Origin of the sequence: Pseudomonas sp. AMR01 (assembly GCF_041946035.1) — a bacterium.
GTDB classification, from domain to species: Bacteria; Pseudomonadota; Gammaproteobacteria; order Pseudomonadales; family Pseudomonadaceae; genus Aquipseudomonas; species Aquipseudomonas antarctica_B.
Genome location: NZ_JAUTYR010000008.1, coordinates 30,818 through 48,463, shown reverse-complemented (window position 1 = coordinate 48,463; position 17,646 = coordinate 30,818). Strand labels below are relative to the sequence as shown.

Genomic DNA, 17,646 nt, shown 5'->3' with positions numbered 1-17,646 from the left:
CAGCGTGAGCAAGCTCCCTCGCCACAGGTTTCACTCAAGCCGCCCCGAGAAACCCAGCCACCTGCACCGCCGCAGCCTGCACATGCTGCTCATGACTAAACCCCGACGCCTTCAACGGCTTCAAATCATGATCCCCCGCCACCAGCCACATCACCTCGATGCTCGGCGACAACACATAGCCTTCCACCGCCGCCCGATTCCCCAGTGCATCGCGCTCGCCTTGCACAATCAACGTCGGCGTCTTCAGCTCAGCCAAATGCTCCACCCGTGGCTTTTCCGGTTTGCCCACCGCATAAAACGGATAGCCCAGACACACCAGCCCATCTGCGCCCAATTCATCCGCCAATAAACTCGCCATGCGCCCGCCCATGGACTTGCCGCCAATCGCCAGCTTCCCAGCGACATGACGTCGCACCTCGGCATACACCGCACGCCACGCTTCCAACAGCTTGGGCGCCGGATTCGGCGGGCGTTTACCGCCGTCCACACGGCGCTGAGCCATGTAGGGAAACTCGAAGCGCAACACGTTAACGCCATGCCCGGCAAGGCGTGCAGTCATATCGGTCATGAACGCCGAGTCCATCGGCGCTCCCGCACCGTGGGCCAGAATCAACGTCACAGGTGTACGCCCTGCAACCGGCGACGCGGCATCCCACAACCAGCCGCGCTCGCGCGCACACTGCGCCCATTGATCCCCGTCAATACTGGCCTTGTGCTCTTTGCCCATGCTTGCCTCGCTTTTTAGTCTGCCTATAACTCCAGCCCAAGTGCCGCATTTGCTTGGGTTGAACCGTGGATGGGGAACCATGAACACTACTTTAAGTACCGCCTATAACTACAAGGTGGTCCGCCAATTCGCCATTATGACGGTGGTGTGGGGCATCGTCGGCATGGGCCTCGGGGTTTTTCTCGCGGCCCAATTGGTATGGCCTGCACTCAACTTCGATTTGCCCTGGACCAGCTTCGGTCGCCTGCGCCCGTTGCACACCAACGCAGTTATCTTTGCCTTCGGTGGCTGCGCGCTGTTCGCCAGCTCGTTCTACTCGGTGCAACGCACCTGCCAAACCCAACTGTTCGCGCCGAAAATCGCCGCGTTCTGCTTCTGGGGCTGGCAACTGGTGATTGTGCTGGCGGCCATCAGCTTGCCGCTGGGCTACACCACCTCCAAGGAATACGCCGAGCTGGAATGGCCGATCGCCATTTTGATCGCCGTGGTCTGGGTCGCCTATGGCGTGGTGTTTTTCGGCACGGTGATGAAGCGCAAAACCAAACACATCTACGTCGGTAACTGGTTCTTCGGTGCGTTCATCATCACCGTGGCCATTCTGCACATCGTCAACCACGCGTCCCTGCCGGTGAGCTGGACCAAGTCCTACTCGGCCTACGGCGGTGCGACAGATGCCATGGTGCAGTGGTGGTACGGGCATAACGCGGTAGGGTTTTTCCTCACCGCAGGCTTCCTTGGCATGATGTATTACTTCGTGCCGAAACAGGCCGAGCGTCCGGTGTATTCCTATCGCTTGTCGATCGTGCACTTCTGGGCGCTGATCACCCTGTACATCTGGGCCGGCCCGCACCACTTGCACTACACCGCGCTGCCGGACTGGGCGCAATCACTGGGCATGGTGATGTCGCTGGTGCTGCTGGCCCCAAGCTGGGGCGGCATGATCAACGGCATGATGACCCTCTCGGGCGCGTGGCATAAATTGCGCAGCGACCCGATCCTGCGCTTCCTCGTGGTCTCCCTGGCGTTCTACGGCATGTCGACCTTCGAAGGCCCGATGATGGCGATCAAGACCGTCAACGCCCTCTCCCACTACACCGACTGGACCATCGGCCACGTACACGCCGGGGCGCTGGGTTGGGTCGCGATGATCTCCATCGGCGCGCTGTACCACATGATCCCCAAAGTCTTCGGTCGCGAGCAGATGTACAGCCTCGGCCTGATCAACGCGCATTTCTGGCTCGCCACCATCGGCACCGTGCTCTATATCGCCTCGATGTGGGTCAACGGCATCGCCCAGGGCCTGATGTGGCGTGCGGTCAACGAGGACGGCACCTTGACCTACTCCTTCGTCGAAACCCTGGTGGCCAGCCATCCGGGCTTCATCGTGCGGCTGGTGGGCGGTGCAGTGTTCCTCAGCGGCATGTTGCTGATGGCTTACAACACCTGGCGCACCGTGCGTTCGGCGCAGCCTGCCGAAGCCGCCACCACTGTGCAGCTGGCTTGAGGAGTCTGTGATGAAACACGAAACGATTGAAAAAAACGTCGGCCTGCTGATGCTGCTGATGGTGCTCGCCGTGAGCATCGGCGGCCTGACCCAGATCGTCCCGCTGTTCTTTCAGGACGTGACCAACAAGCCGGTGGAAGGCATGAAGCCTTACACCGCGCTGCAACTGGAAGGCCGCGACATCTACATCCGCGAAGGCTGTGTGCAATGCCATTCGCAGATGATCCGCCCGTTCCGCGCCGAGACCGAACGTTACGGCCACTACTCGGTAGCGGGCGAAAGCGTGTGGGACCACCCGTTCCTGTGGGGTTCCAAGCGCACCGGGCCGGACCTGGCCCGCGTGGGCGCGCGCTACTCGGACGACTGGCACCGCGCGCACCTGTACAACCCGCGCAACGTGGTGCCGGAGTCGAAAATGCCGGCCTACCCGTGGCTGGTCACGGCGCAGGTCGACAGCAGCAGCACCGAGACCAAGTTGAAGGTGATGCGCACCCTCGGCGTGCCCTACACCGACGACGACATCAGTGGCGCCGTCGCCAGCCTCAAGGGCAAGACCGAGATGGACGCGCTGGTTTCGTACCTGCAAGTGCTCGGCACTGCCATCAAGAGCAAGAGGTGAGCCATGGGATTTGAATTCGATGCAGGCACCATCCGCGGGCTTGGCACGCTGGTCGTCGCCATTGCCTTTATCGGCCTGTCGCTGTGGGTGTTCAACCACCGGCGCACGGCGGATTTCGAGCAGGCGCGCCTGCTGCCGTTCGCCGATGAACCTCTCCCATCCGACACGCAAGAAGCGCCTGAAACAAGGAGCACCCCGCTATGACAGCCTTTTGGAGTGCATGGATCTGCGTACTGACCCTCGGCAGCCTGATCGGCCTGACCTGGCTGTTGATCGGCACCCGCAAGGGCGAGACCAAGGGCAGCGTCGACCAGACCATGGGCCACGCCTTTGATGGTATCGAGGAGTACGACAACCCGCTGCCCCAGTGGTGGTTCATGCTGTTCGCCGGCACCTTGGTGTTTGCCGTCGGCTACCTGATCCTCTACCCGGGCCTGGGCAACTGGAAAGGCATATTGCCGGGCTATGAAGACGGCTGGACGTCGGCCAAGGAGTGGGACAAGGAGATGGCCAGGGCCGACACCAGGTTCGGGCCGATCTTTGCCAAGTTTGCGGCCATGCCGGTAGAAGAAGTGGCCAAGGACCCGCAGGCGCTGAAAATGGGCGGTCGCCTGTTCGCCTCCAACTGCGCGGTGTGCCACGGCTCGGACGCCAAGGGCGCATATGGCTTCCCGAATCTTGCGGACAACCTCTGGCGCTGGGGCGGTTCAGCCGAGGCGATCAAAACCACCATCCTGAACGGTCGTCACGCGGCGATGCCGGCCTGGGGTGAAGTGTTGGGGGACGACGGAGTGAAAAACGTCGCCGCCTATGTGCGTCATGACCTGGCCAAGTTGCCATTGCCGGCGGACAGCACGGCGGATCTCGCCGCCGGCCAAGCCGTGTTCAACACCACGTGCGTGGCCTGCCACGGCCCTCAGGGCCACGGCGTCGAAGCCATGGGCGCGCCGAACCTGACGCAGCCCGCCGGTTTCATCTACGGCACCAGCCTGGCGCAGTTGCAGCAAACCATCCGCCATGGCCGCCAAGGCCAAATGCCGGCGCAGGAAGTGCTGCAAGGCAATGACAAAGTGCACTTGCTGGCCGCTTACGTGTACAGCCTGTCACACAACGCTAATGGCGCAACGCCAGAAAGCCAGCCGGAATAGCCTTTGACAGCCGCTCCCGATCGGGGGCGGCCACTGTGGCGAGGGAGCTTGCTCCCGCTGGGCTGCACAGCAGCCCCACAATCTTGGGAGCGCTGCGCTCTCCAGCGGGAGCAAGCTCCCTCGCCACAGGTTCACCGGTGACTCGCGACCCTATGTCGCAACCTTCCAAACACCAACTTTCCCCTCCTGCCATTCGGGTCTACGCTTCCCTGCACAGTGGACCGGTTTTGGCGTGCGCGACACCCGTCGTTGCGACCGGAAAAATTTCTGTCCAGTCGATCAGCTTTCAATTTTGGATTTTGTCCTTATACCAAACAGGGAAAAGGCGCAGAATCTGGCGTGGAACGCATTGATACAGGTCAGGCATTGCGTTGCAATGGCCCCTCGGTTTCTACATACTTGCGGCCGATTTCAACAATAAAAAAACCTAAACCGTGGAACCTTAGAATGAGCACAGCAATCAGTCCGACTGCTTATAACTATAAGGTAGTCCGCCAGTTCGCCATCATGACGGTGGTCTGGGGGATCCTTGGCATGGGGCTCGGGGTGTTCATCGCCTCGCAACTGGTTTGGCCGGAATTGAATTTCGGTTTGCCATGGACGACCTTCGGTCGCCTGCGCCCGCTGCACACCAACCTGGTGATTTTCGCCTTCGGCGGATGTGCATTGTTTGCCACTTCCTACTATGTCGTGCAGCGAACCTGCCAGACGCGACTGATCTCCGATGGCCTCGCCGCCTTCACCTTCTGGGGCTGGCAAGCCGTGATTCTCGGCGCCATCATCACCCTGCCCCTGGGCTACACCACCACCAAGGAATACGCCGAGCTGGAATGGCCGATCGCCATTTTGCTGGCCATTGTGTGGGTGACTTACGCCTTGGTGTTCTTCGGCACCATCGTCAAGCGCAAGACCAAGCACATTTACGTGGGTAACTGGTTCTACGGTGCCTTCATCCTGGTGACAGCGATGCTGCACATCGTCAACCACGCTTCGTTGCCCGTGAGCTGGTTCAAGTCCTACTCGGCCTACGCCGGGGCGACGGACGCGATGATCCAGTGGTGGTACGGCCACAACGCCGTGGGCTTCTTTCTCACCACCGGCTTTCTGGGGATGATGTATTACTTCGTGCCGAAACAGGCCGAACGTCCGATCTATTCCTATCGCCTGTCCATCGTGCACTTCTGGGCGCTGATCACCCTGTACATCTGGGCTGGCCCGCACCACCTGCACTACACCGCCTTGCCGGACTGGGCACAGTCGCTGGGCATGGCCATGTCGATCATCCTGCTGGCGCCCAGCTGGGGCGGCATGATCAACGGCATGATGACCCTCTCGGGCGCCTGGCATAAGTTGCGCACCGACCCGATCCTGCGTTTCCTCGTGGTGTCGCTGGCGTTCTACGGCATGTCGACCTTCGAAGGCCCGATGATGGCGATCAAGACCGTCAACTCGCTGTCCCACTACACCGACTGGACCATCGGCCACGTACACGCCGGGGCGCTGGGCTGGGTGGCGATGATTTCCATCGGCGCTCTCTACCACATGATCCCGAAACTGTTCGGCCGGGCGCAGATGCACAGCGTCGGCCTGATCAACGCGCACTTCTGGCTGGCCACCATCGGCACGGTGCTCTACATCGCCTCGATGTGGGTCAACGGCATCACCCAGGGCTTGATGTGGCGTGCGATCAACGATGACGGCACCCTCACCTACTCCTTCGTCGAAGCGCTGCAAGCCAGCCATCCGGGCTATATCGTCCGTGCGCTGGGCGGTGCGTTCTTTGCCAGCGGCATGTTCCTCATGGCCTACAACGTCTGGCGCACCGTGCGTGCCTGCGACCCTGAAGAAGCCGAAGCCGCCGCCAAGATCGCCGTCGTGGGAGCCCACTGATGAAGCACGAAGTAGTCGAGAAGAATATCGGCCTGCTGGCCTTCTTCATGGTCATCGCCGTGAGCATCGGCGGCCTGACCCAAATCGTTCCGCTGTTTTTCCAGGACGTGACCAACAAGCCGGTCGAGGGCATGAAGCCGCGCACCGCCCTTGAAGTTGAGGGCCGTGACGTTTACATCGCCAACGGCTGCGTGGGTTGCCACTCGCAGATGATCCGCCCGTTCCGCGCCGAAACCGAACGTTACGGCCACTACTCGGTAGCGGGCGAAAGCGTGTGGGACCACCCGTTCCTGTGGGGTTCCAAGCGCACCGGGCCAGACCTGGCTCGCGTCGGCGCGCGCTACTCCGATGACTGGCACCGTGCACACTTGTACAACCCGCGCAACGTGGTGCCCGAGTCGAAAATGCCGGCGTACCCGTTCCTCGTGGAAAACAAGCTCGACGGCAAGGACACCGCGAAGAAACTCGAAGTCCTGCGCACCCTGGGCGTGCCCTACACCGATGAAGACATCGCCGGCGCCGCCGCTGCCGTGAAAGGCAAGACCGAAATGGACGCATTGGTGGCCTACCTGCAGGGCCTGGGCACCCTCATCAAAAGCAAACGGTGATCTTCATGGATATCGGGATGATTCGAGGCCTGGGCACCGTTGTGGTGATGGTGGCCTTTATCGGCCTGGCGTTGTGGGTATTCAGCCCCCGCCGCAAGTCGGAGTTTGACGACGCAACCATGCTGCCCTTCGCGGATGATCCCGAAGCCATCAAGCACGTCGAGAGAGCTTCTAGGAGTAATAAAGAATGACTACGTTCTGGAGTCTGTACGTCACAGTCCTCAGTCTGGGTACCATTTTCGCCCTGACCTGGCTGCTGTTGTCGACCCGCCGGGGGCAACGCAGCGAGCAAACGGACGAGACCGTCGGCCACTCGTTCGATGGCATCGAGGAGTACGACAACCCGCTGCCAAAATGGTGGTTCATGCTGTTCGTCGGCACCATCATCTTTGCCCTCGGCTACCTCGCGCTGTATCCAGGCCTGGGCAACTGGAAAGGCTTGCTGCCGGGCTACAACTACCTCGACAACGACAAGCAAACCCAGTTTGCCAACGGCAAGACCGGCTGGACCGGCGTGCACGAATGGGAAAAGGAAATGGCCCGGTCGGACGCCAGGTTCGGGCCGATCTTCGCCAAGTTCGCCTCGATGCCGATTGAAGACGTCGCCAAAGACCCGCAAGCCCTGAAGATGGGCGGTCGCCTGTTCGCCTCCAACTGCTCGGTGTGCCACGGTTCCGACGCCAAGGGCGCCTACGGCTTTCCCAACCTGACCGACGCCGATTGGCGCTGGGGCGGCGAGCCCGCCACCATCAAGGAAACCATCATGAAAGGCCGCCACGCGGTGATGCCGGCCTGGGCCGAAGTGATTGGCGAGCAAGGCGTGGCTGACGTGTCGGCCTTTGTGGTGACCAACCTCGACGGACGCAAACTGCCGGAAGGCGCCAAGGCTGACGTGGCCAACGGCGCGAAACTCTTCGCCGCCAACTGCGTGGCCTGCCACGGCCCGGCCGGTAAAGGCACCCCGGCAATGGGCGCGCCCGACCTGACCCATCCCGGCGCCTTCATCTACGGCTCAAGCTTTGCGCAACTGCAACAGACCATCCGTTACGGCCGCCAGGGCCAGATGCCTGCGCAGGAGCAATTGCAGGGCAACGACAAAGTGCACTTGCTCGCGGCGTATGTGTACAGCCTTTCCCATGGGGACAAGCAGGCTGAGCAACAGGAGTAACCCGCACACACTAAAAGGCCCCGCGCGGCTAAAGCTGACGGGGCTTTTTTTGTCTTGGTGTGATGTTTAAACAGGCGGGCAAATGACCGCTTATAGCCTTGAGCTTGCCCCCCGCTCACGCCAAGTAGTAACGTAACTACATTCAGTCCGACGAAGGGGCGCTCCCCATGACCATCACCACTATTTCCAGCCGCGAATTCAATCAAGACACAAGTGGTGCCAAAAAAGCCGCCCGCCAGGGGCCGGTTTTTATCACCGATCGCGGCAAGCCTGCCCATGTACTGCTAAGCATTGAGGACTACCAAAAACTGACTGGCCTCAATGCCGACATTGTTGACCTGTTGGTGATGCCGGAAACGGCCGACATCGACTTCGACACCGAACGCGCCGTGATCACTCATCGACCCGTGGACCTCTCTTGATGTATCTGCTCGACACCAACGTCATCTCGGAACTTCGTAAACCCCACGCAAACAAGAACGTCATTGCCTGGGCCAAAAGCGTCATCGCAGCGCGCCTGTTTATATCGGCGATTACGGTGAAGGAATTGGAAACCTGCGTGCTGCGCATGGAGCGCCGAGACCCGGCGCAGGGGAAATTATTGCGAACCTGGCTCAAGCGCCACGTGATGCCGGCGTTCGATGCTCGAATACTGCCGGTTGATGCCGCCGTGGCGCTGCGCTGCGCCCACCTGCACGTGCCCGACCAGGCCAACGAAAGTGACGCATTGATTGCCGCCACCGCGTTGGTTCATGGGCTCACCGTCGTCACGCGGAACGTCAACGACTTCAAATCCAGCGGTGTCGCGTTAATCAATCCCTGGGACGAATGACCGGCCTACCCGCGAAAACCGTCCATACTTGCCAAGTCCATTGATCCAGATCACGTAGGTCGCCCCCGCTCACCACCCTCGGGGGCGTATCATTAGAACACTGCAATACCCCTAATTTGACCCCGACTGGCACGTACTGGTCGAGGCAAATCTCCACCGCCGTGGGATGCAATGATGAGCGACCAAATACCGGTACACGACGTTACCCCGCCTGCCAAAACCGTCGACCTCTACGCCTCGCGAGAGAAAATCTACACCCGCGCCTTCACCGGCCTGTTCCGCAACTTGCGCATGCTCGGCGGCGCCGGTTTGTTCCTGCTCTACTTCGGCACCGTGTGGCTGAATTGGGGTGGCCACCAAGCCGTCTGGTGGAACCTGCCGGAGCGCAAGTTCTTCATTTTCGGCGCGACCTTCTGGCCCCAGGATTTCATTCTGCTCTCGGGCATTCTTATTGTTGCGGCCTTCGGCCTGTTCTTCATCACGGTGTACGCCGGTCGCGTGTGGTGCGGTTACACCTGCCCGCAAAGCGTGTGGACGTGGATCTTCATGTGGTGCGAAAAAGTCACTGAAGGCGACCGCAACCAACGCATCAAGCTCGACAAGGCGCCAATGGGCGCCAACAAATTCCTGCGCAAAATCAGCAAGCACACGCTGTGGCTGTTGATCGGCTTCGTCACCGGCCTGACTTTCGTCGGCTACTTCTCGCCGATCCGCGAGCTGGTGTTCGACTTCTTCACCGGCCAGGCGGATGGCTGGTCCTATTTCTGGGTTGGCTTTTTCACCCTCGCCACCTACGGCAATGCCGGCTGGCTACGCGAACAGGTGTGCATCTACATGTGCCCTTACGCGCGCTTTCAGAGCGTGATGTTCGACAAAGACACCTTGATCGTCTCCTATGACCCACGCCGCGGCGAAGTGCGTGGCCCGCGTAAAAAAGGTGTCGACTACAAGGCCCAGGGCCTGGGCGATTGCATCGATTGCACGATGTGCGTGCAGGTATGCCCGACCGGTATCGACATCCGCGACGGCCTGCAAATCGAGTGCATTGGCTGCGCGGCGTGCATCGACGCCTGCGACACCATCATGGACAAGATGGAGTACCCACGCGGCCTGATCAGCTACACCACCGAACACAACTTGTCCGGGCAAAAAACCCATAAATTGCGCCCGCGCCTGATCGGCTACGCGCTGGTGTTACTGGCGATGATGGGCTTGCTGGCCGGCGCATTTTTCATGCGCTCACTGGTGGGTTTCGACGTCAGCAAAGACCGCGTGCTCTACCGTGAAAACGCCGAAGGCCGCATCGAAAACGTCTACAGCCTGAAGATCATGAACAAAGACCAGCGCGACCACACCTACGTGCTCGATGCCGCCGGCCTGCCGGACCTCAAGCTGCAGGGCCGCCGCGAAATCAAAGTGGCCGCCGGGGAAATTTTCAGCATGCCGGTGGAACTGTCCAGCGCGCCGGAGCAATTGCCGTCGAGTACCAACGAGGTCACCTTCATCCTCAAGGACGCCGATGACGCCAGTGTCCACATTGAAGCCAAGAGCCGATTTATCGGCCCCCAGGTTCGTTAAACAGAAAACTCCGTTAACAAGAGAGCTGAACAATGCACCCAGCAACTGCCGCAAGCCCTTGGTACAAGCACCTTTGGCCCTGGATCATTATCGGGATTCTGGCCTGCTCGGTGACCTTGACCTTGTCCATGGTGACCATCGCGGTGAACAACCCCGACAACCTGGTCAACGACAACTACTACGAGGCCGGCAAAGGCATCAACCGCTCCCTTGACCGCGAGTTGCTGGCCCAGACCCTGCAACTGCGCGCCAGGGTGCACCTGGATGAGCTGACCGGTGAAGTCGAAGTTAATCTGACCGGCAACAGCAACCCGACCACCCTGGAGCTCAATCTGATTTCGCCGACCCAGCCGGAGAAGGATCGCAAGATCAACCTGGCCCGCAGCGACAGCGAACCGGGCCGCTACATCGGCCAGGTCACCGACAAGGTCGAAGGCCGGCGCTTCGTGGAGTTGCTTGGCGTGGAAGGCGACCGGACCTGGCGCCTGTTCGAAGAGGAACAGGTCAGCCATGACAAGGACTTGCTGCTGGGTGATGAACCGCTGCAGGGCGCCGAAGACCTGAAAAAGTAAACAGCCTGCTCTGCGCGCATCGCGGGCCAGCCCGCTCCCACATGTTTGCAATGCATTCCCTGTGGGAGCCGGGCTTGCCCGCGATGAGGCCCTCCCAGCCACTATAGATTCCAACCCATGACCATCCCCTGCTACCACTGCGCCCTGCCCGTCCCATCCGGCAGTCGCTTCACGGCAGTCATCCTCGGCGAACGCCGCGAACTCTGCTGCCCGGGTTGCCAGGCGGTGGCCGAAGCGATAGTGGCCGGCGGCCTGGAAACCTATTACCAACATCGCAGCGAAGCCTCGGCCAACCCCGAAACGTTGCCCGTGCAGTTGGTCGACGAACTGGCACTGTACGACCGCGCCGACGTGCAAAAACCCTTCGTACGTCACGACGGTGAATTCGCCGAAACCACCCTCTTGATGGAAGGCATCAGCTGCGCCGCCTGTGGCTGGCTGATCGAAAAACACCTGCGCGCGCTGCCTGCCGTGGCCGAGGCGCGGTTGAACCTGTCCAACCATCGCCTGCACGTGCAGTGGGCCGACGGGCAATTGCCATTGAGCCAACTGCTCGGCGAGCTGCGCCATATCGGCTATGCCGCCCACCCTTACCAGGCCGATCGCGCCGCCGAGCAACTGGCCAGTGAAAACCGCCTGGCCCTGCGCCAATTGGGCGTGGCCGGTTTGCTGTGGTTTCAGGCGATGATGGCAACCATGGCCACCTGGCCGGAATTCAATATCGACCTGAGCCCGGAACTGCACGTGATCCTGCGCTGGGTCGCGATGTTTCTGACAACACCGATTGTGTTCTACAGCTGTGCGCCGTTTTTCAAAGGCGCCCTGCGCGACCTGCGCACGCGTCACCTGACCATGGATGTTTCCGTGTCGCTGGCGATTGGCAGCGCCTATCTGGCAGGCATCTGGACCGCAATCACCGGCACCGGCGAGCTGTATTTCGACGCCGTCGGCATGTTCGCGCTGTTCCTGCTGGCCGGTCGCTACCTGGAGCGCCGCGCCCGTGAGCGCACGGCGGCGGCCACCGCGCAGTTGGTCAACTTACTGCCCGCCTCGTGCCTGCGCCTCAAAGGTGACGGGCACAGCGAACGGATCCTGCTGAGCGAACTGGCGCTGGGTGATCGCGTGCTGGTGCACCCCGGCGCAGTGCTGCCGGCGGATGGCGTGGTCCTTGACGGCCAATCGAGCATCGACGAATCGCTGCTCACCGGTGAATACCTGCCGCAACCTCGGCACATCGGTGACAGCGTCACGGCGGGCACGCTCAACGTGGAAGGCGCGCTCACGGTTGAGATCCGCGCCTTGGGCCATGACACGCGACTGTCTGCCATCGTGCGCCTGCTGGAGCGCGCCCAGGCCGAGAAACCACGCCTGGCTCAGATCGCCGACCGCGCGGCGCAGGGTTTCCTGTTGTGTTCACTTATCGCGGCGGCGGTGATCGGCCTGGTGTGGTGGGAGCTGGATTCATCGCGGGCGTTCTGGATCGTCCTGGCCATGCTGGTGGCGACCTGCCCGTGCGCGCTGTCCCTGGCCACGCCGACCGCCCTCACCGCCGCCACCGGTTCCCTGCATAAACTCGGGCTGCTGCTCACACGCGGCCATGTGCTGGAAGGTCTGAACCAGATCGACACGGTGATCTTCGACAAAACCGGCACCCTGACTGAAGGCCGACTGGCGCTTAGAGCGATCCGCGCGCTGGGCGCACTGAACAGCGATGACTGCCTTGGCCTTGCCGCCGCCCTCGAAAACCGCTCCGAGCACCCGATAGCTCGCGCGTTCGGGCGCGCGCCTTTGGCCGCTGATGAGGTCCTCAGCTCACCCGGTCTGGGCCTGGAAGGCCGCGTGGGTGAGCGCCTGCTGCGCATCGGCAGACCTGACTACGTCTGCGCGCTGAGCGGCTGCGCGATTCCCACGTCACCCGACGAAGCCGGGCAATGGCTGCTGCTCGGCGACCGTGACGGTGCCCTCGCCTGGTTCGTACTGGACGACCGCCTGCGCAGCGATGCCAAGGCTTTGCTGGCGGCGTGCAAGGCGCGCGGCTGGCGCACGTTGCTGCTGTCGGGCGACACCTCGCCGATGGTCGCCAGCGTAGCTGCCGAATTGGGTATCGACGAAGCCCACGGTGGCCTGCGCCCCGACGACAAGCTGCAGGTGTTGCAACGTTTGCACAAGGAAGGCCGCAAGGTGCTGATGCTTGGCGACGGTGTCAACGATGTGCCCGTACTCGCCGCCGCCGACATCAGCGTGGCCATGGGTTCGGCCACCGACCTGGCGAAAACCAGCGCCGACGCGGTGTTATTGTCCAACCGCCTGGAGGCCCTGGTGCACGCATTTACCCTGGCGCGACGCACGCGGCGGGTCATCATCGAAAACCTGCTGTGGGCCGGGCTGTACAATGGCCTTATGCTGCCCTTTGCTGCCCTGGGTTGGATCACGCCGATATGGGCGGCGATCGGCATGTCCCTCAGTTCGTTGACCGTGGTGCTCAACGCCCTGCGCCTGACTCGCCTGCCAAGTGCGCAGGCCGCCAGCGCCCCTTTGGTAACCCGCCCGCTGCCGGCCTGAGCCGCGCGGGCATGGAGTACAGATGCCAGCTCTCTACGTGATGATTCCGGCGGCGCTGTTATTGGTTGGCGTGGCCATCTACATCTTCTTCTGGGCGGTGGACAGCGGCCAGTACGACGACCTCGACGGCCCGGCCCACAGCGTGCTGTTCGACGACCAGGACCCGAACCACTTGGCCGCCGTCGACGAAGCCAACGGCCCCGAGCAATCGCCCAAAGACCCGCCCCATGCTTGAACTGGCGCCACTGCTTATCTCCGCATTGATCCTCGGCCTGCTCGGCGGCGGGCACTGCCTGGGCATGTGCGGCGGGCTGATGGGCGCGTTGACCCTGGCGATTCCCAAGGAGCAACGCAGCCGCAGGTTTCGCCTGCTGCTGGCGTACAACCTGGGGCGCATCCTCAGCTACGCCGCCGCCGGGGTGTTGATTGGCCTGGCGGGCTGGGCGGTGGCCAACAGCCCGGCGGCGATGTTCATGCGCGTGCTCGCCGGCGTGCTGTTGATTTGCATGGGCCTGTACCTGGCGGGTTGGTGGAGCGGCCTCACGCGTATTGAAAGCCTCGGGCGCGGCCTGTGGCGTTACATACAGCCCGTCGCCAACCGTTTGCTGCCGGTGTCCAGCTTGCCGCGCGCATTGCTGCTGGGCGCGCTATGGGGCTGGTTGCCGTGCGGGTTGGTCTACAGCACCCTGCTGTGGGCGGCGAGCCAGGGCAATGCACTGGACAGCGGGTTGTTGATGCTGGCGTTTGGCTTGGGAACCTGGCCGGTGCTGCTGGCAACCGGTTTGGCGGCTGAACGCGTGACGGCCTTACTGCGCAAACGCAGCGTGCGCATGGCCGGTGGCGTGTTGGTGATGCTGTTTGGCCTTTGGACGTTGCCAGGTCCGCACCAGCACTGGCTGATGGGCCATTGAATCCAGCCCTTTCAGGGCCTGACAGTGTGGCATGGCGCCGCTCCCCGTTGATGCAAATCAACATGCCAGGTGCGGCTCGCCCCTAGACTCGGCCCACTAGCCAATCCGGGGAACGCCCGCATGCTCGACGCCATTCGTTGGGACACTGATCTGATTCACCGCTACGACCTGGCGGGGCCGCGCTATACGTCCTACCCCACCGCCGTCCAATTCGACAGCCAGGTCGGCAGCTTCGACCTGCTTCACGCCCTGCGCGAAAGTCGCAAGGCCGTGCGGCCGTTGTCGCTGTACGTGCATGTGCCGTTTTGCGCCAACATTTGTTACTACTGCGCCTGCAACAAGGTCATCACCAAGGACCGTGGCCGCGCCCAGGCTTATTTGCAACGCCTGGAGCAAGAGATTCAGTTGGTGGCCTGCCACCTCGACCCCAAACAGCCAGTGGAGCAATTGTACTTCGGCGGCGGCACCCCAACCTTTCTCAGCCACGACGAGTTGCGCCAAGTGATGACGTGCCTGCGCCAGCACTTCAATTTGCTCGACGATGATTCCGGCGACTACGGCATCGAGATCGACCCGCGCGAAGCCGACTGGGCGACCATGGGCCTGCTGCGTGAAGTGGGCTTCAACCGCGTGAGCATTGGCCTGCAGGACCTAGACCCCGACGTGCAACGTGCGGTGAATCGCCTGCAAAGCCTGGAAGAAACCCGTGCGGTGATTGATGCGGCGCGCACCCTGCAATTTCGCTCGATCAATATCGACCTGATCTACGGCCTGCCCAAGCAGTCACCGCTGAATTTTGCGCGCACGGTGGAGGAAGTCATCCAGCTGCAACCCGATCGCCTGTCGGTGTTCAACTATGCGCACTTGCCGGAGCGTTTCATGCCTCAGCGGCGCATCAACGGCGATGACCTCCCCACCCCGGCGGCGAAGTTACTGATGTTGCAAACCACCATTGAACAGTTGACCCGCGCCGGTTACCGCTACATCGGCATGGACCACTTCGCCCTGCCGGATGACGAACTGGCCGTGGCCCAGGAAGACGGCCGGTTGCAGCGTAATTTCCAGGGCTACACCACCCACGGGCATTGCGATTTGATCGGGCTGGGCGTGTCGGCGATCAGCCAGATTGGCGACCTGTACTGCCAGAACAGCAGCGACCTCAATCACTACCAGAACGCCCTCGCAGGCGCGCAACTGGCCACCAGCCGTGGCTTGGTGTGCACCACGGATGATCGATTACGGCGAGAAGTGATTCAGCAGTTGATCTGTAATTTCAGCTTGGCGTTCGGGGGCATCGAGCAGGCTTTCAACATCGACTTTCGTGGCTATTTCGACGACGTATGGCCGCAACTGGAGACGATGGCCGCAGACGGCCTGATCGAACTGGATGCCAAAGGCATTCGCGTGCTGCCGGCCGGGCGCTTGCTGGTGCGTTCGGTGTGCATGGTGTTCGATGCCTACCTGGAGCACCAGAACAGGCAACGTTTTTCCCGAGTGATCTGAGCCTGAATTACTTCGCCAGCAGGCTCACGGCTTCCACATTCGCCGCAGCCGTCTCATCTTTGAGCGACTTGGCCAGTTGCGTCTGAGCCGTCATCAACCCGGCCTGGATTGAAGCGATATCACCCTGCAAACCCGCGACCTTGGCTTGGCGGGCTTCCGGGCTCAAGGCGGTGTCATTCATGGCCGCAGACAACTGAGCCATCTTCTCGGCGAGCTGTTTCCTGAGCTCGCGGATCATTTTCAGCAACTGCTTGATGCTGTCTTTCAGGCCACTGTCGTCGATGTCTTTGTTGGGGTTGCTGCTGCCTTGAGCCGCTTTAAGCCCCGCCCCGGATATCGTTACCACCACCCCTTCACCCGGCGTGGGCGGAGCAGCAGGTTTGTCGTAGACCGTTTTGCCCTCAAGCAAATCGGAGATCTTCAAGACCGGCACAGCCTTCGTGGTAATAACGGGGTTATTAAGAGGGGTTACCGACATGACCTGAGCTCCAGCTCATTAGAGATTTACCTGTGTATCGGCATCGATACACAAAGCTTTATACCGTTGGCGGTTTTTTGTACATGCTGGTCTGATACCCCCCGGTGCGTTACCCTTACGTCTTATGTGTGTTTTCCCACAAGGATTTAAGAAATGTCCGAGCCAGTTAAACTGCGCGCTCACAGTCAGGCTCATTGCAAGGATTGCAGCCTGGCCCCCCTCTGCCTGCCACTTTCGCTGAATTTGGAAGACATGGATGCGCTGGACGACATAGTTAAACGCGGCCGCCCGCTGAAAAAAGGCGAGTTTCTGTTTCGCCAGGGCGACACGTTTGACTCCGTCTATGCAGTGCGTTCGGGAGCGTTGAAGACATTCAGCCTGAGCGACAACGGCGAAGAGCAAATCACCGGCTTCCACCTGCCCAGCGAACTGGTCGGGCTGTCCGGCATGGACACCGAAATTCACCCGGTGTCGGCCCAGGCCCTGGAGACGACGTCGGTGTGCGAGATCCCCTTCGAACGCCTGGACGAATTGTCGCTGCAATTGCCACAACTGCGTCGCCAACTGATGCGTGTGATGAGCCGCGAAATTCGTGACGACCAACAGATGATGCTGTTGCTGTCGAAGAAAACCGCCGACGAGCGAATTGCCACCTTTCTGGTCAACTTGTCCGCACGTTTCCGTGCACGCGGGTTCTCGGCCAACCAGTTCCGCCTGAGCATGTCACGCAACGAAGTCGGCAATTACTTGGGCCTCGCGGTGGAAACCGTGTCCCGCGTTTTTACCCGCTTCCAGCAGAACGCGCTGATTGCCGCCGAAGGCAAAGAGGTGCATATCCTCGATCCGATTCAATTGTGTGCATTGGCTGGCGGCACCCTCGACGGCTGATCCAGACGCTTGCGGCCGAGCCAATCGGCGAGGCCGCAGGTATACTTCGAGTCCGCTTTCTACCCCAGGACTCTTCGACGATGACCTTCGATTCGTTCGACATCAAATCCCTGATCCGCCCTGTCATCGACTTCCCCAAGCCTGGGGTGATCTTTCGCGATATCACGCCGCTGTTCCAATCGCCCCGCGCCCTGCGCCTGGTGGCCGACAGCTTTGCCCAGCGCTATGTCGAAGCCGACTTCACCCATATCGGCGCGATGGACGCGCGGGGCTTTCTGATCGGTTCGATCATCGCCTACCAGTTGAACAAGCCGCTGATTCTGTTCCGCAAGCAAGGCAAGCTGCCGGCTGACGTGCTGTCTGAGGGTTACCAGACCGAGTACGGCGAAGCCTTCCTGGAAGTGCATGCCGACAGCCTGTGTGAGGGCGATTCGGTGCTGATGTTTGATGACCTGATCGCCACCGGTGGCACCCTGATTGCTGCGGCGAACCTGGTGCGGCGCATGGGCGCGAGTATTTTTGAAGCAGCGGCGATTATTGACTTGCCGGAACTGGGTGGCTCGCAGCGCTTGCAGGACATGGGGATTCCCACGTTTTGTTTGACGCAGTTTGCGTTGACTGAGCGGTAACAGTTTGAACTGAGGCGTGTGGTATCTGG

Annotated in this window: 20 protein-coding genes; 18 read left to right on the top strand and 2 right to left on the bottom strand. The window is 61.3% G+C overall.

The genetic code is table 11. The features are described from left to right. Nucleotides 1-34 precede the first annotated feature (34 nt). Complete coding sequence (locus tag Q7C20_RS10005; RefSeq protein WP_375067038.1) at nucleotides 35-727, bottom strand: alpha/beta family hydrolase; 693 nt, start codon at nucleotides 725-727, stop codon at nucleotides 35-37. Between the two features lie 79 nt (nucleotides 728-806). Here Q7C20_RS10005 and ccoN (Q7C20_RS10000) point away from each other — a divergent pair, with 79 nt between their 5' ends. The 16 genes from ccoN (Q7C20_RS10000) (at nucleotide 807) to hemN (ending at nucleotide 15,622) form a co-directional block, all read left to right on the top strand. Then, nucleotides 807-2,231: a cytochrome-c oxidase, cbb3-type subunit I gene (gene ccoN / locus Q7C20_RS10000; protein ID WP_375067036.1), complete on the top strand. Its 1,425-nt coding sequence runs from the start codon at nucleotides 807-809 to the stop codon at nucleotides 2,229-2,231. 10 nt (nucleotides 2,232-2,241) lie between these two features. Further along, complete coding sequence (ccoO, locus tag Q7C20_RS09995) at nucleotides 2,242-2,850, top strand: cytochrome-c oxidase, cbb3-type subunit II (RefSeq protein WP_348059956.1); 609 nt, start codon at nucleotides 2,242-2,244, stop codon at nucleotides 2,848-2,850. Nucleotides 2,851-2,853: 3 nt separating this feature from the next. Next, the gene (locus Q7C20_RS09990) at nucleotides 2,854-3,054 is read left to right on the top strand and encodes a cbb3-type cytochrome oxidase subunit 3 (protein ID WP_375067034.1); all 201 of its coding nucleotides are present in this window, start codon (nucleotides 2,854-2,856) and stop codon (nucleotides 3,052-3,054) included. Further along, complete coding sequence (ccoP, locus tag Q7C20_RS09985; protein WP_375067032.1) at nucleotides 3,051-3,998, top strand: cytochrome-c oxidase, cbb3-type subunit III; 948 nt, start codon at nucleotides 3,051-3,053, stop codon at nucleotides 3,996-3,998. The genes Q7C20_RS09990 and ccoP (Q7C20_RS09985) overlap by 4 nt, the downstream gene beginning before the upstream one ends. A gap of 447 nt (nucleotides 3,999-4,445) precedes the next feature. Continuing rightward, nucleotides 4,446-5,888, top strand: coding sequence for a cytochrome-c oxidase, cbb3-type subunit I (ccoN, locus tag Q7C20_RS09980; protein WP_375067030.1), 1,443 nt, complete (start codon nucleotides 4,446-4,448; stop codon nucleotides 5,886-5,888). Next, on the top strand, nucleotides 5,888-6,496 hold the full coding sequence (gene ccoO, locus Q7C20_RS09975) for a cytochrome-c oxidase, cbb3-type subunit II (protein WP_348059948.1): 609 nt from the start codon (nucleotides 5,888-5,890) through the stop codon (nucleotides 6,494-6,496). The genes ccoN (Q7C20_RS09980) and ccoO (Q7C20_RS09975) overlap by 1 nt, the downstream gene beginning before the upstream one ends. A gap of 5 nt (nucleotides 6,497-6,501) precedes the next feature. Further along, the gene (locus Q7C20_RS09970) at nucleotides 6,502-6,687 is read left to right on the top strand and encodes a cbb3-type cytochrome c oxidase subunit 3 (RefSeq protein WP_348059946.1); all 186 of its coding nucleotides are present in this window, start codon (nucleotides 6,502-6,504) and stop codon (nucleotides 6,685-6,687) included. Beyond that, nucleotides 6,684-7,664 carry a cytochrome-c oxidase, cbb3-type subunit III gene (ccoP, locus tag Q7C20_RS09965; protein ID WP_375067028.1) on the top strand — a complete coding sequence of 327 codons (981 nt, stop codon included), beginning with the start codon at nucleotides 6,684-6,686 and terminating at the stop codon, nucleotides 7,662-7,664. Before Q7C20_RS09970 ends, ccoP (Q7C20_RS09965) begins: the two co-directional genes overlap by 4 nt. A gap of 167 nt (nucleotides 7,665-7,831) precedes the next feature. After that, nucleotides 7,832-8,086, top strand: a complete 255-nt coding sequence (locus Q7C20_RS09960; protein ID WP_375067026.1) for a type II toxin-antitoxin system Phd/YefM family antitoxin — start codon at nucleotides 7,832-7,834, stop codon at nucleotides 8,084-8,086. Further along, nucleotides 8,086-8,496, top strand: a complete 411-nt coding sequence (locus Q7C20_RS09955; RefSeq protein ID WP_375067024.1) for a type II toxin-antitoxin system VapC family toxin — start codon at nucleotides 8,086-8,088, stop codon at nucleotides 8,494-8,496. The genes Q7C20_RS09960 and Q7C20_RS09955 overlap by 1 nt, the downstream gene beginning before the upstream one ends. A 174-nt stretch (nucleotides 8,497-8,670) precedes the next feature. Beyond that, nucleotides 8,671-10,074 carry a cytochrome c oxidase accessory protein CcoG gene (gene ccoG, locus Q7C20_RS09950; RefSeq protein WP_375067022.1) on the top strand — a complete coding sequence of 468 codons (1,404 nt, stop codon included), beginning with the start codon at nucleotides 8,671-8,673 and terminating at the stop codon, nucleotides 10,072-10,074. Between the two features lie 32 nt (nucleotides 10,075-10,106). Next, nucleotides 10,107-10,646, top strand: a complete 540-nt coding sequence (locus tag Q7C20_RS09945) for a FixH family protein (RefSeq protein ID WP_348059940.1) — start codon at nucleotides 10,107-10,109, stop codon at nucleotides 10,644-10,646. Between the two features lie 117 nt (nucleotides 10,647-10,763). Further along, the gene (locus Q7C20_RS09940) at nucleotides 10,764-13,208 is read left to right on the top strand and encodes a heavy metal translocating P-type ATPase (protein WP_375067020.1); all 2,445 of its coding nucleotides are present in this window, start codon (nucleotides 10,764-10,766) and stop codon (nucleotides 13,206-13,208) included. Nucleotides 13,209-13,230: 22 nt separating this feature from the next. Further along, nucleotides 13,231-13,443, top strand: a complete 213-nt coding sequence (gene ccoS, locus Q7C20_RS09935) for a cbb3-type cytochrome oxidase assembly protein CcoS (protein ID WP_375067018.1) — start codon at nucleotides 13,231-13,233, stop codon at nucleotides 13,441-13,443. Beyond that, on the top strand, nucleotides 13,436-14,119 hold the full coding sequence (locus Q7C20_RS09930; protein ID WP_375067017.1) for a sulfite exporter TauE/SafE family protein: 684 nt from the start codon (nucleotides 13,436-13,438) through the stop codon (nucleotides 14,117-14,119). The genes ccoS and Q7C20_RS09930 overlap by 8 nt, the downstream gene beginning before the upstream one ends. A 120-nt stretch (nucleotides 14,120-14,239) precedes the next feature. Beyond that, entirely contained in the window at nucleotides 14,240-15,622 is a 1,383-nt protein-coding gene (gene hemN, locus Q7C20_RS09925) for an oxygen-independent coproporphyrinogen III oxidase (protein ID WP_375067015.1), read from the top strand. Nucleotides 15,623-15,629: 7 nt separating this feature from the next. On the opposite strand, the gene Q7C20_RS09920 is transcribed toward hemN, so the two are convergent. Further along, entirely contained in the window at nucleotides 15,630-16,100 is a 471-nt protein-coding gene (locus Q7C20_RS09920) for a hypothetical protein (protein ID WP_375067013.1), read from the bottom strand. 153 nt (nucleotides 16,101-16,253) lie between these two features. Here Q7C20_RS09920 and fnr point away from each other — a divergent pair, with 153 nt between their 5' ends. Beyond that, nucleotides 16,254-16,988 carry a fumarate/nitrate reduction transcriptional regulator Fnr gene (gene fnr, locus Q7C20_RS09915; protein ID WP_348059929.1) on the top strand — a complete coding sequence of 245 codons (735 nt, stop codon included), beginning with the start codon at nucleotides 16,254-16,256 and terminating at the stop codon, nucleotides 16,986-16,988. A gap of 80 nt (nucleotides 16,989-17,068) precedes the next feature. Then, entirely contained in the window at nucleotides 17,069-17,617 is a 549-nt protein-coding gene (locus Q7C20_RS09910) for an adenine phosphoribosyltransferase (protein ID WP_348059927.1), read from the top strand. Nucleotides 17,618-17,646 lie beyond the last annotated feature (29 nt).